Raw genomic sequence first — 12266 nt, 5'->3', positions numbered from 1 at the left:
CTGAGTTTCTATTTGAATATTTGTTGTGATTTGAAACAGTCCTCAAGACTGAATCTATCGGGTAATCCGAGCTTGGACAGCACTTGTTTTAACCACGGCACAATCGATACATCAATGTGATCATCGAACCACATTGCAGCCTCGTTTTCCCAGTTCAAGGTTATCGAGGTAGATGAACTTTCAAAATGAAATGCATGGATTTCCCACCGGTTTCCATCGTCGCCGATGAGATGGAAAATGACTTGTTTTTTTAGATTCAATTGAGAATCACAAAGACCAGTCTCCTCCTGGATCTCGCTCAGTACTTGAGAGATTGGGGATTCACCAGATGGTAGATAGCCAGTAATGCAATGCCATAAATGTTTGTCGTAACCCACTTTGGCGCTTCGCTTGAAAAGGCTTAGCATGTTCCCGTGAGTAATCGCTGCAGCAACTATGGATTGGGTAGAGATCTTCTTTTTAGTGGCAGTAGCTTGAGCCATGGCGTTTTAGGTGAATGGCGGATCAAAGATCCGCCAATCCACTTTATGCTAGTTTGAGCTTGGGGGCGACTTCAGATGCCAGCCTTCTTAGTGATTCGAAGTATGGTTTTGGATTGTCGATGTTGTCATGGGAGTTCACAACGATTTGTCCCCAACTTCCGGTGGTTTCCGACAACCGCTCCAATTTTCTGATCACAGTTTCAGGTGAGCCGCAAAGCCATACGTGCTCTGCAATCCAATCCATAGTAATTTGACTTGGATCGATGTTAGTACCTGAATCCTCGATAATTCCAGCCCACAAATTGAATTTTTTGTAGATTGGAAATAGGTATTCTTTCCAAGATTCAGCCAAACCGCTGGCTAGTGCTCTGCGTTTAGCTTCAGCATCAGAATCAGCAATAAAAATTTCTCGAGTAACACGGAATCGATTGCGATCAGCTTCGTAACCTTTTGAGGTTGCTGCAGCCTCCCACGTGTCCCAGTGAGATTTCATCACTGCTGCTCCACCGAAGAACGAGATTGGACTAAAGTTCCGTTCACCAGCCCATTTCAGCGAAGAAGAGTTTTTCGTCAATCCAGTGACAGCGATTTCAAGATTTTCCCGTCCACCCCAAGGGCTATTGTCGGCATACAATACGTCGTAACCTGGAAAGTCGTTTGGTCCTGGATACCCAGCTTGAAAATGTTCTGTTTTCTCCTTGAAGGGTTCCCGTTTCCATACCTTCTCCATCAATTCCAGAGCTTCAAACATTCGTCCCTGGCCTTCCCCGATACCGTCAAAGCCATGCAGGATCGCATCTGTGTGGTGTCCACCCGGGGCAACTCCCAAGAAATACCTTCCTTCAAGTACTTGAGACAGCCAACCTACTTGAATCGCTAGCCGTGCGGGGTGGTGATAAGGCAGCAGATGTGCCATTGGGGCGAATCTAATATTTTTTGTCAGTCGTGCTGCGGCACCAATGATAATTTCCGGACAAGGGATATTTTCCCAGGCCAGTGTATAGTGCTCGCCGATCATGAAGTCTGTATATCCTGCTTCATCACAGACCATCGCCAAATCCATTGACCAATCGTACATTTCTCGCGCTGTTCGTGTTGGTCGGTTGTATGGCGTGTGAAAAAAACCTACTTGCATTTTAGTGTCTCCTCATACATCTGCAGGGACAAATGTTGATTGTCTCTGTATGTCTAAGATTGATATAGCCTATGTAAATTGTCAACAGTGCTGTTAACTCTAAACCATGGTTCCGTCTTTGTCTTTTGTAGAGAAATGAGGCGCAACCAAGCGGGCGAACTTCTCAAGTTCATCGTTGTTCTGTTCTGGATCCAAATGGCCTTGTCCAAACATTAGGAATAATTCATTGAACTTCAGTCGATCATGAGCTTTTCCGATGGTGTCAACGATTTCCTCTGCTGAGCCGATCAACACATTGGGCATTTTCTGACCAAATGGAATGAACCACTTGTCCCAGAACCATTTGTGTTCATCCATTAGCGCTTGCGCTTTGCCCTTGTCATCAGTCAACATCAAGAAACCGCCCCAGGCGCAATGATCTTCCTGTGGTACGTTCAGGTCGGCTGCAATTGCAGCTTCAGCGTAGCGATGCCAAACCTTTTCGCAAAAATCGAGGTTATCTGCCAGTACGATTGGTTTGCCACCTTCACGTGCCCAAAAATCGATTGTGCTCAAGCTGGCTGCGAATCCACCATAAATTTTTGGATGGGGGTTTTGGAAACATTTAGGAGCAATACCGATTTGACGAACAATCCCGTCCTCGTCCATGCCTTTGCCGAATTCGCGATATGCCGGATGTCCTGCAGAGCCACCGTTTGGCGGGAATTCCCAATGTTTACCTTTATGGCTAAACACGTCGCTAGCCCATGCCTTTTTGATAATGTGTAGGGACTCTTCGAAAACTTCGCGATTCAGTGTGTCTTGAGCATCTTTTGCCATCGCATTGGTCGGGGCGGTTGATTTAACGCCTCGCAAAGCTGCCATCGAATCAACCCACCTTGGATGGTATCCACGAGTGAAACCAACTGTTAAACGTCCCTGCAGCATGTGATCCAAGGTTGCGATCTCTTCTGCAACTCGCACTGGGTTATGGGTGGGAAGGGTGTATCCCATGATGCCGGCTTTCATTCGCTTGGCATGCATACCCACATACAGACTAAACATCCCAGGATGGTTGTTAATCTCAAAACCTTCAATCTGTAGGTGATGTTCTGGCTGGCAGTACAGGTTATATCCAAGTTCGTCTGCAAGTTGAACATATCCACGTACTTCCTTTAGGAAGCGCTGATACAGCTCTGGGCGCTGGCCTGCCATGCCTTGTTCAAGTTCGTAGCGGCGTCCAATAACGCCAGTTTGCATCAGGTTAAATTTCATGTTCTCTCCTTCTAGCCTAGGTATTCACAAAGAATGCTTCAGGTGAAATAAAATGTCAACACTAATGTTGACTGATTTTAAGGTAATCCTAAAATTCCTATGTAAATCAATCCTGAGGGTTAGTGATTTTATTGCTTGTTCAATATTATTAAATATAGGTGTTGACAATCAACGCAAACGTTGACGACAATAGGCTGCATAAAAAATTTGAGATGTAAGGGTGCGGGGTAACTCGTCCACTTCAGGAGATGCACGGTGAATATTAAATGTGTAGGCGTGATTGGTGCTGGCACCATGGGTAGCGGAATCGCTCAGGTATGTGCACAAGCTGGTTTTAGTGTTGTAATGATTGATGTCTCCACTGAAGCCTTGAACAAAGGGCTGAGTGTGATCAATGGTAGCCTTTCACGGCTGGTCAACAAAGGTTTGATTTCTGACTCGGAGATGTCCGAGTCTCTGGTTAAAGTCCGTGCATCGACCTCATATGATGATTTGCGCAGTTGTGAACTCGTGATTGAGGCCGCGACAGAGAACCTCGATCTTAAGAAGAAAATTCTTAAACAAATTGATCAGTCAACCTCCGCTTCAACAATTCTCGCAACTAACACATCTTCGCTTTCTGTGACGGAGCTGGCCGCTTGCGTTACTCACTCAAGTCGATTCGTTGGGATGCATTTCTTCAATCCCGTTCCCGTAATGAAGTTGGTTGAAGTCATCGTTGGTATGCAAACCTCACAAGAGACTAAACAGATTGCATCTGGTTTCGTCGAACGGATTGGGAAGCAATCAATTGTTGCAAAGAATAGCCCGGGATTCGCAGTAAACAGAATTCTTTGCCCGATGATTAATGAGGCAATTTTTGCCTGTCAGGAAGGCTTGGCTACAGCAAGCGATATTGATGATGGTATGCGCCTCGGTTGTAATCACCCGATTGGTCCTTTGGCATTAGCGGATTTAATTGGCTTGGATACTTTGTTGTCGGTAATGGAGTCTTTTTACCGTGAGTTTGCCGATCCAAAGTACAGGCCTGCGCCCTTACTTCGTGAGATGGTCTTGGCGGGATATTTAGGCAGAAAGAGTGGTCGGGGCTTTTACCAGTACTAAGGCAACTAAAGTACAAATTAACTAAATTTTTTTGGCATAAGTAAACATGACTAAGGTTTATTCATCAGCACAGCTTGCCCTTCAAGGGTTACTTAGTGACGGAATGACGATTGCCTCAGGTGGGTTTGGTCTTTGTGGAATTCCAGAACATTTAATCTTTGCACTGCGGGACAGTGGTGTTAAGAATTTGACGATTGTTGGCAACAATGCTGGCGTTGATGATTTTGGAATGGGGCTTTTGCTCAAGTCCAAGCAGGTTTCAAAAGTTGTCGCGTCTTATGTTGGTGAAAACAAGGAATTTGAGCGCCAAGTACTGTCGGGAGAGCTAGAACTCGAGTTGGTTCCTCAAGGTACATTGGCTGAAAAGTTGAGGGCAGGTGGAGCAGGTATTCCGGGATTTTTCACTAGAACTGGATTTGGCACAGCGCTCACCGAAGGCAAGGATATTCGCAGTTTTAAAGATGGCAAGGAATACGTACTTGAGGAGTCAATTACTGCTGACGTGTCAATTGTAAAAGCCTGGAAGGGTGACACAGAAGGAAACCTTGTATTTCGAAAGACAGCACGAAACTTTAACCCGATGATTGCGACTTGCGGAAAAGTCACTGTCGCTGAAGTTGAAGTGCTTGTCGCGGTCGGTGAACTTGATCCGGATGAAATTCACACGCCTGGAATTTATGTTGACCGAATTGTAAAGGGAGAAAGTTACCAGAAGCGAATTGAATTTCGTACGGTGGCCGGGGCTGGATCGTCCGATAAAGAGTCTCCAATTCGAGTTGTGATGGCCAAGCGTGCAGCAAAAGAGTTGCGAGACGGTTTTAATGTCAACTTGGGAATAGGAATTCCAACATTGGTTGCAAATTTTATCCCTGAGAATATCAGCGTTAAATTGCAATCTGAGAATGGACTTCTTGGAATCGGTCCATTTCCAGAAGATAGCCACGTGGATCCTGATTTGATCAACGCTGGAAAGCAAACTATTACTGCTCTACAGGGCGCAAGCTTTTTCTCCAGTGCAGATTCTTTTGCGATGATCCGAGGTGGTCATATTGATTTGTCTATTTTGGGTGCACTGCAAGTGAGTGACCGAGGGGACATTGCAAACTGGATGGTCCCTGGGAAAATGGTTAAAGGACCTGGCGGTGCTATGGATTTAGTGTCTGGCGTCAGGCGCGTAGTCGTACTGATGGAACATACCGCTAAAGATGGGTCCCCCAAGATTTTACCCTCCTGTACTTTGCCGATTACAGGCAAAAATTGCGTTGATTTGATAATCACTGACCTGTGTGTTTTTAAGGTAGAGCGCGGTTTGGGTCTCAAGTTGATCGAATTGCACCCAGGCGTCACTTTGGAAGAGGTTATTGCGAAAACAGGTGTTGAGTTTTCGAATGCATTGAGTTGACTCGATTTGACTTGATATTTGTGAATTAGTGTTGTCTCCCACCTTGGGTTTATAGCCGTACTAGTGACGGCTATTTTTTTTATGATTTGAGCCATGAGCGACTTGCAATCAAAAGACTTACTACCAAAAAGAATCGTCTGCTTGACGGAAGAAACCACAGAGTGGTTGTACCTGTTAGGGGAGGACTGGCGAATAGTTGGTGTTTCTGGTTTCACTCAAAGGCCAAAAAAAGCTCGCTATGAAAAGCCTCGGGTAAGTACCTTCTTGAATGCCAAAATAGACAAGATTCTTGATCTAAAACCCGATTGGATTGTGGGGTTTTCAGATATGCAGGCCAATATTGCCAATGATCTCATTCGTGAGGGGTTACCAGTCACGATTTATAACCAGCGTAGTTTGGATGAAATTTTCTCAACACTTTATCAGATCGCTGTAACTGTGGGGAAAGGAGATTTGGGTCTTCAAAAGTTAAACGAAATGAGAGAAAGATTGGATGCGATACAAGTTGCTGGTCAACAGTTTTCGCGTCGACCAAGGGTTTATTTTGAAGAATGGGACGAACCTAAAATCAGCGCAATTCGCTGGGTTTCCGAATTGATACAGATAGCTGGTGGTGACAATTGTTTTGAAGCGGAATCAAGAGAAAGTGGTGCGATGAATCGTGTTGTTACTGATGAAGCGGTAATTGCTCGAGATCCAGAAATTGTTGTTGGCTCTTGGTGCGGAAAGAAATTCTTGCCCAGAGTAGTTGCCAATAGGGCTGGTTGGGAACAGATTACCGCTGTAAAAACAAATCAGCTTTATGAAGTTGATTCATTAATAATTCTGCAGCCCGGACCAGCGTCCTTGTTGGAAGGCATCGAAGCTCTTCATCAAATATTCAAGAGCTGGCAAAGCGATCAATGAGTAGTTGAGCGCTCAACTGGGCGCCACTTGAATCCATTATTCCTGTCACCATCAACGTACCCGATACCCGGAAATGGCAAATGCATTCCGGCGACCAATGAATTCTTCTTGGCTGTATATTCGAGAATCGAAATCCTATTCTCGATGGCAGCCGTACGGTCGCTGTCAAATTCAATTGCTATTGTTGGCTTTGCAAACTGGAGACTATGTGAGTGAATAAGATCTCCTAGAATTACGAACGACTTCTTGTTTGAAGTGATTTCAAATGCAGTGTGACCAGGCGTGTGCCCGAAAGCGGGTAGTGGCTTGATATTCATTACCAGTGTACTCTCATAGTCAAATGCTTTAATCAGACCATTTGTTCGGTGGTGTTGAAGTGCTTCTCGAATCATTGACACAAACGGTTTTAGCATGGGTGGTAAAGATTCTGAACTGGATTCACCGAGCCAATACTTGATCTCTTCTTGGTGAACATATATATGAGTCTTGGGAAAAGGGTTGTTCACTCCGATATTGCTGAGACCGCCGATGTGGTCTGGATGGAGGTGGGTGATCAGGATCGAGCTGACACTGGCGGATTTTGTGCCTGATCTTTCTAGATTACAAAGCAGCTTTCCCAGGGACGGACCGAAGAAATTTGCTGTTCCAGTGTCCACGAGAATGTTTTGTTTTTTGTCGCTGATCAAAAAAGCATTAACGGATGTTGGTAGTTTGCCAGTTTTTGAATCGGTCATGGAAATGAGCTTTTCATGGTCCGTAAATTCAAGGCCATTTAACATTTCGATTCCAAGGTCAACTTGGCCGTCGTAGAGTGCTGTAATCGTTAGGTCTCCAAATTTAAACTTATGGTAGCCAACGGCGCGCTCATCGGCGCAAGTTGAAGATAAGCTTGTGTTGGGGTCTTTCCCATAGAGAATATTTGATTGAGTAATCAGCAGTGCGGCAATTAGAACTAATTTTTTCATTGACGAGTATCCTTTTTAGCTGACGATATAGGCTGCACTTCCTGTTGCTATTAGCAGGTCATCTTGATTCGTGAGAGTCATCTGTACTGAAGCGATTCGACCACCAAGCCGCGTCACTAATCCTGTAGCAAAAAATTCTTCACCGATACCCTGTGATAAGAAGTCAACCCGCATATCGATGGTGCCAAGTTGGTTGAATCTTGCGGCAAGCTGTTCCTTTGTGTAGTCGGGGCGATCACTAGAGATCTTCATCATGATTGCCAGTCCGCCTACTGCATCCAGGATTGATGCAATAGCACCGCCGTGAAGACGTTCTCGATGGTGATTGCCCATGAGTTCATGTTTCATCTTTAGCTTTAAGATTGGTTTTTCCGGGTTCAGAGAATGTACCTTGATTCCCATAACTTTGTTGAATGGAATTCTCTCTTCAAAAGAATCTGTCAACAAGGATTCGAACTCGACCTGATCCTTTTCGGATCGCGCTGGGTGCTCTGTGTATTTAGTCATATGGATAACTATGCTAGGAGTCCTGTAACAAGATATGCAGTGATACCCGACATGAGAACGACCAAAATATTCTTGGTGCATGCAGAGGCAGCAAGCGCAAAAATCGCACCGATCAAATCCGGATCAGCAAGTAAGGCTGATGTGCTTACTGTACCTAAGTTCAGAGGTGGAAGATCTTGAAAGATACTCATACTGACCAGGGCTATTATCAGCGCGGGAGGCGCGAAGCGAAGGCTTCTCAAAAAGGATTCTGACAAGGGTACCCACTGTCCTAGTAAGATAAAAAATGATCTTGCGAACAAAGTGAGTGCGGTGAGTAGAGCTATCGTTGCCCAATTCAAAGTTTTCCCCTTGTATTTCTTTCAATAAAGTTCCCTGCCGCAACAGCAAAGAGTATGGCTAACAGTAGATTGAGTTTGAGTGGTAACTGAGCTGCCCCCAACACAATTGGAATTGCAAGTATCGAAACCAGAAGGGATGTTTTATCAGTGACAACTGGTCTAATCAGTGCGATTAGAACTAAGGTAGATGCAAAGCTGAGATCGATATTTTTGGGCAAGTATTCAGCAACCAATATTCCAGCAATTGATGATGTTTGCCAGTAAATCCAAACTGAGACTGCGATACCCAGAAAATAAGGCGCAGCCTCGGTGTTGTTTCCAGGGATTGGAAATTTTTTAAGGTACGGGGCATAAAGAATATCGCCTGATAGGCTTGCCATAATGAAGCGTTTTTTCAGCGGCTGATGTTTGAAATGGCCTTGGATTGTTGCACTGTAAATCATTAGTCTGAGATTAAGAATGATGGCGGTAAATGCGATCATCCAAATTGGTGTTCGATTGTCGATAAGTGCGAGACTTGCTATTTGTACCGAGCCAGCGTAGACAAACAAGCTCATCCCCAAAGCCTCATCAACTGTGAGTGAAGAGTTGGCCATGGCTATTCCAGTAATGACACCCCAGACGAGCACTGGGATGGCGAACGGGTTCATACAACGAACTCCGTCCATGAAGATCTCAGACTGACTTCTGCTGTTCCTGTTGGTGCTTGTCAGGAGTGAGTCTTCGTTATCTGTCATGTGGGGCGCTAGAAGCCAAGGAAATCTATTTAAGCTTGAATTTAAGTCAAATTTGCCGATTGGTCAACAGTGATGTTGATAGTTGGGTTTGTTATTTTCCTGGGCTTTCTAGTCGAGGTGGCCTGACTGGCCCTTGTTTTCCAAGGCACTTTTCATCCTAACAATATGTGCAATAAGAAATGTGCAACGCCAAAGATTCAATTCACTGAGGGATTACGTTAAGAAGTCATTCTTCATATTTTTGATCGCCTCTCTTGGTTGAATGCTTTAAACCCCACTATGTGGGGTTTTTTTTTACTGTAAGAATGAATCGCCCCTATAGAACTGTACGCAATCCAAACCACCACAACTAATCATTGAGTGATTTGTATTCTGAAATCCATTAGCAAATTTTTTGAGCGATCATACGACCATGTTCGATTTGAATTTCGAGTGAAATTTCGCTAGAGGTAAAACGGCTAGGAGATATCATGAGTTCTTTGTCCCTAAATTGAATTAAATATTCGGGAATGAAAACCGATATGTTTTTTCCCTCATTTTTAGAGAAGCCTGTTATCGCGTATCCATTGCTTGAAATTCTCAATGAGTTAACTTTAACGTTGTCAGTTTGAGGTGGTATCTGTAGTTCTTTTTCTTGTATCTTTTCTTTCAGCTCAGCCGTTGGGTACAGACGACAAGTTTGCACTCCACCAGCGGGGTTTGGTACCTCAAGACCCTTCAAAAAAATATGTGATTTGGCATTCTCTAAGACTTCTTCAGCCATGTCTTTTAGCGAGTTTGTATCTTGATGTGAATCTTTAAATCCACAAATGATGTAGTCTTCGAGGCTACCGATGCGCAAGCCCAGTGCTTGGTGTCTTTGTCTTGGCATTGCTTTCTTTTGCAGGTTGATTCTTAGTTCTTTAAAGATTTCTAAAACCGCAGTGGTCGGATCCGCTCCCGTTGGGCTGTACCAAGCGTATGACATTTGTCTCACTTCCATCCCTGTTATTTCAGTCAGTTGCTGTAAGTTCTCAAGAGTTTTTTTCACTTCGATTGTTCGTATTAAAAACTGCTTTTCACGAGTGAAAGGTGTCCATAAATCTGTGATCGCATCGCTTGTTTCATCAATCTGATGAATGAAATTCACACCTGTTAAAGTTCTCCAATAATTAGAATTGAAGAAAATCCTTCTGTCTTTATTTGAAAATTTTTGCTTTCCACGGATCCAAAAGCGGGGATCGAGACTCAAGAACTTTTTCAAGAAATTTTCAAATTTAATCTGTATCAAAGGGCTGAGGAAGTTGTTCTCCTCAAGGATAGGGGAAATGTCATTATTTGCAGTGATTTCAACATCAGTAGCCCTCATACACCTTGCCACCAACAATTTCAGTACCTGTTCACGATGTGCCAGTGATAATGCTTTTTCCTCTGCATCCTGTGGTGGTGAAGGCTCGTTGATTTTGATTGTTTTAAATGCACTGTCATTTGCAATTGGATCGTCATTCGAAATTAATTTGAAATGATAGCTCTCGATATCCCTGAAGCCTCTGTGATAGTAGGTCTGGAGTATCGTGTTTGAAGAGCCATGCCCAAGTTTTCGGCTCAAGGCGAAAAGAGTTGTTTTGCCTCTACCCTTCGGAGTTGTTGTTGCGTATACATATTGAGTTTGATTACTGTTGACTTCATTTGCACCTAAAACTGCTGTAGCTAGTTGTGTTGCAAAGGTGTGTCGAAGGGAGTGTATGCTCAGGTCCTCTCGTTCCTCTTTAAGAACGCTTCTCAGGTGCGCTACGTTGTTTGATATTGTTTCTCGTTTAAATAAAAATCGCTCTTTTGATTCTGATTGTGACTCTTTTAATGTGATTAAAAGGTTGCGCTCTATTGACGAAAGTGGTGTGCAGGGGCTTACAGTTCTATTGCTATTACAAGTCTTTGTTCTCCAGTACCGATTGCTGCGAATCTCAATGCGTATTGTAGTGCTCAACATTTCTAGCGCATGTGTTCTGAGATTTATAATCTCGCCGATGCGCATACCAAATTTGCGAGCAAGAATTAGGATTGCTGCGCAATCGGCGCTTGATTGATTCACTAGTTTATTAAGGCAGTTTTCATATTCGATATCTTTAATCACAGTTGAGCGGATTCGAATTGATGATTCCATCCGGGGTACATGCACGTTTGCGAGATCCGGATTAACGTTTAGGCTTGTGAAACTCTGAATCTGTCTTGCATCATCATCCCACCTCTCCACAACTTCAGCCCTCTCGCTCAGGTAAAGTTGGATTGTTTCCTCGATACATTCTAGATCCCCCGCTTTTAAGTCGCTTTCTATCGAGGTTGAAGTTATAAAATTTGAAATTCGCTGAAGGTAGTCTTCGATTGTGCTGTCGGCGAGCGTTTCACGTCTGTTGGTAGTTCTTTTGAGCACTGAAATTACGTAGTTGCGAAGATACGTTATTGCGCTATCCTCGTTATTTTTGAATTCGGGACATAGTGAATAGCCGGCCATGAGTTCAGTAGTGAAATGCAAGACGACTTTTGCCGCTGGATCACCGAAGAGCTTCAGTTCGTTTAATTGCAGTTTTTTTTAAGGAGATTGTTATGCCTGTAGTTCGAGTTAGTTGGTTTGAAGGTAAAGATGCAAAAGCAAAAAAGGCTGTAGCTGCAGAGATTACCGAGAGTATTGTCAAAAATACCGGGACAAACCCAGAATATATTTACGTGATTTTTGAGGATATCGCGCCATCTAACTGGGCGGGTAGTGGCAAATTGTTTGGGGAGGAGTCTCAAACCTCGCCAAATCCTTAATAGCTGGCGTGGGGTGGACCGCATGGGTTGATGTGCCGACTTGGTGAATGAGGGAATATGGCAATGATTGGGGAGAGAGGGGTGTCACGAGTTGTGCGTCGTAAACCCAATCCTGGTTGTGAAGAAGCTTACGAAAATTTGCTTAAAGGAATGCTTGAAGCTTCAAGCAAATTCCCAGGTTACCTTTCAGCTACTGTCTTGCCGCCTCATGCAGAACACAGTAAAAACGAATATCTGATTATTCAGCGGTTTGCTACGCAGGATGATCTTGATCGTTGGGACGGTTCTGCTGAAAGGGAGTTATGGCATCAAAGAATCCAGGTTGTTTCAGAACAAAACGCAGTCTATTTCCAGGTTGGAGGGCTAGAAGTATGGTTCCCCTCTAGTCCGGTCAATACGTCTTCATTGCCACCCAAATGGAAGATGACCGTAGTGAGCTGGTTTGGTATTTTTCCCACTGCAGCTATCTGTATTGCCGTCTTTGGTCCACTGTTAGAATCGTGGCCTTTTTTGACGAGAATGGCGCTGATTACAGCAGTCGTGGCATTTTTAATGTCTTATGTGGTGATGCCCCGGATTTCGGTCTGGATGCGGTGGTGGCTTAAGAAATAACTAGGCGATAGCCGAGCGATTGCCTTGTTTT

The 12266-nt window shown here is 44.1% G+C and carries 13 protein-coding genes and 1 pseudogene; 6 read left to right on the top strand and 8 right to left on the bottom strand.

Annotated features, from left to right (window positions below; all coding sequences use genetic code 11):
- Positions 1-8: 8 nt before the first annotated feature.
- The 3 genes from B4C79_RS05280 to B4C79_RS05270 all read right to left on the bottom strand — a co-directional run bounded on the left by B4C79_RS05280 (position 9) and on the right by B4C79_RS05270 (position 2871).
- Positions 9-482, bottom strand: coding sequence for an NUDIX domain-containing protein (locus B4C79_RS05280; RefSeq protein ID WP_291762365.1), 474 nt, complete (start codon positions 480-482; stop codon positions 9-11).
- A 43-nt stretch (positions 483-525) separates the two neighbouring features.
- A complete protein-coding gene (locus B4C79_RS05275; RefSeq protein ID WP_291762363.1) occupies positions 526-1617 on the bottom strand; it encodes an LLM class flavin-dependent oxidoreductase in 1092 nt (363 codons plus the stop codon).
- A gap of 99 nt (positions 1618-1716) precedes the next feature.
- Positions 1717-2871: an LLM class flavin-dependent oxidoreductase gene (locus tag B4C79_RS05270; protein WP_291762360.1), complete on the bottom strand. Its 1155-nt coding sequence runs from the start codon at positions 2869-2871 to the stop codon at positions 1717-1719.
- Positions 2872-3126: 255 nt separating this feature from the next.
- On the opposite strand from B4C79_RS05270, the gene B4C79_RS05265 reads away from it, so the two are divergent.
- The 4 genes and pseudogenes from B4C79_RS05265 (at position 3127) to B4C79_RS05250 (ending at position 6283) form a co-directional block, all read left to right on the top strand.
- Positions 3127-3975 (top strand): 3-hydroxybutyryl-CoA dehydrogenase, encoded by an 849-nt coding sequence (locus tag B4C79_RS05265; protein ID WP_291762357.1) that lies wholly within the window; start codon positions 3127-3129, stop codon positions 3973-3975.
- A gap of 46 nt (positions 3976-4021) precedes the next feature.
- Positions 4022-4723, top strand: a pseudogene (locus B4C79_RS05260) (CoA transferase subunit A); the annotation flags it as partial.
- Between the two features lie 33 nt (positions 4724-4756).
- On the top strand, positions 4757-5377 hold the full coding sequence (locus tag B4C79_RS05255) for a CoA transferase subunit B (protein ID WP_291762532.1): 621 nt from the start codon (positions 4757-4759) through the stop codon (positions 5375-5377).
- Positions 5378-5470: 93 nt separating this feature from the next.
- On the top strand, positions 5471-6283 hold the full coding sequence (locus B4C79_RS05250) for a cobalamin-binding protein (protein WP_291762354.1): 813 nt from the start codon (positions 5471-5473) through the stop codon (positions 6281-6283).
- On the opposite strand, the gene B4C79_RS05245 is transcribed toward B4C79_RS05250, so the two are convergent.
- From B4C79_RS05245 to B4C79_RS05230, 5 genes are all read right to left on the bottom strand, one after another.
- Positions 6277-7248, bottom strand: a complete 972-nt coding sequence (locus B4C79_RS05245) for an MBL fold metallo-hydrolase (protein ID WP_291762352.1) — start codon at positions 7246-7248, stop codon at positions 6277-6279. The genes B4C79_RS05250 and B4C79_RS05245 overlap by 7 nt on opposite strands.
- A 15-nt stretch (positions 7249-7263) precedes the next feature.
- Positions 7264-7755, bottom strand: coding sequence for a thioesterase family protein (locus tag B4C79_RS05240; RefSeq protein ID WP_291762348.1), 492 nt, complete (start codon positions 7753-7755; stop codon positions 7264-7266).
- An 8-nt stretch (positions 7756-7763) separates the two neighbouring features.
- Complete coding sequence (locus tag B4C79_RS15865; RefSeq protein WP_414674101.1) at positions 7764-8096, bottom strand: AzlD domain-containing protein; 333 nt, start codon at positions 8094-8096, stop codon at positions 7764-7766.
- Positions 8093-8746, bottom strand: coding sequence for an AzlC family ABC transporter permease (locus B4C79_RS05235; protein WP_291762345.1), 654 nt, complete (start codon positions 8744-8746; stop codon positions 8093-8095). Before B4C79_RS05235 ends, B4C79_RS15865 begins: the two co-directional genes overlap by 4 nt.
- A gap of 469 nt (positions 8747-9215) precedes the next feature.
- Positions 9216-10976 (bottom strand): tyrosine-type recombinase/integrase, encoded by a 1761-nt coding sequence (locus tag B4C79_RS05230; RefSeq protein WP_291762344.1) that lies wholly within the window; start codon positions 10974-10976, stop codon positions 9216-9218.
- Positions 10977-11416: 440 nt separating this feature from the next.
- Between B4C79_RS05230 and B4C79_RS05225 the strand changes: the two genes are divergently transcribed.
- Positions 11417-11623, top strand: coding sequence for a tautomerase family protein (locus B4C79_RS05225; RefSeq protein ID WP_291762341.1), 207 nt, complete (start codon positions 11417-11419; stop codon positions 11621-11623).
- A gap of 93 nt (positions 11624-11716) precedes the next feature.
- Entirely contained in the window at positions 11717-12235 is a 519-nt protein-coding gene (locus tag B4C79_RS05220) for an antibiotic biosynthesis monooxygenase (RefSeq protein ID WP_291762338.1), read from the top strand.
- Positions 12236-12266 lie beyond the last annotated feature (31 nt).

Origin of the sequence: Limnobacter sp. UBA7229 (assembly GCF_002473065.1) — a bacterium.
GTDB lineage: Bacteria > Pseudomonadota > Gammaproteobacteria > Burkholderiales > Burkholderiaceae_B > Limnobacter > Limnobacter profundi.
Note: the sequence above shows the minus strand (reverse complement) of the source record. Positions and strands in the feature narration are given on the sequence as shown.

Coding starts and splice junctions, on each gene's coding strand:
- B4C79_RS05280 (WP_291762365.1), bottom strand. CDS start 482: ATGGCTCAAGCTACTGCCACTAAAAAGAAGATCTCTACCCAATCCATA.
- B4C79_RS05275 (WP_291762363.1), bottom strand. CDS start 1,617: ATGCAAGTAGGTTTTTTTCACACGCCATACAACCGACCAACACGAACA.
- B4C79_RS05270 (WP_291762360.1), bottom strand. CDS start 2,871: ATGAAATTTAACCTGATGCAAACTGGCGTTATTGGACGCCGCTACGAA.
- B4C79_RS05255 (WP_291762532.1), top strand. CDS start 4,757: ATGGCCAAGCGTGCAGCAAAAGAGTTGCGAGACGGTTTTAATGTCAAC.
- B4C79_RS05250 (WP_291762354.1), top strand. CDS start 5,471: ATGAGCGACTTGCAATCAAAAGACTTACTACCAAAAAGAATCGTCTGC.
- B4C79_RS05245 (WP_291762352.1), bottom strand. CDS start 7,248: ATGAAAAAATTAGTTCTAATTGCCGCACTGCTGATTACTCAATCAAAT.
- B4C79_RS05240 (WP_291762348.1), bottom strand. CDS start 7,755: ATGACTAAATACACAGAGCACCCAGCGCGATCCGAAAAGGATCAGGTC.
- B4C79_RS05235 (WP_291762345.1), bottom strand. CDS start 8,746: ATGAACCCGTTCGCCATCCCAGTGCTCGTCTGGGGTGTCATTACTGGA.
- B4C79_RS05230 (WP_291762344.1), bottom strand. CDS start 10,976: ATGGAATCATCAATTCGAATCCGCTCAACTGTGATTAAAGATATCGAA.
- B4C79_RS05225 (WP_291762341.1), top strand. CDS start 11,417: ATGCCTGTAGTTCGAGTTAGTTGGTTTGAAGGTAAAGATGCAAAAGCA.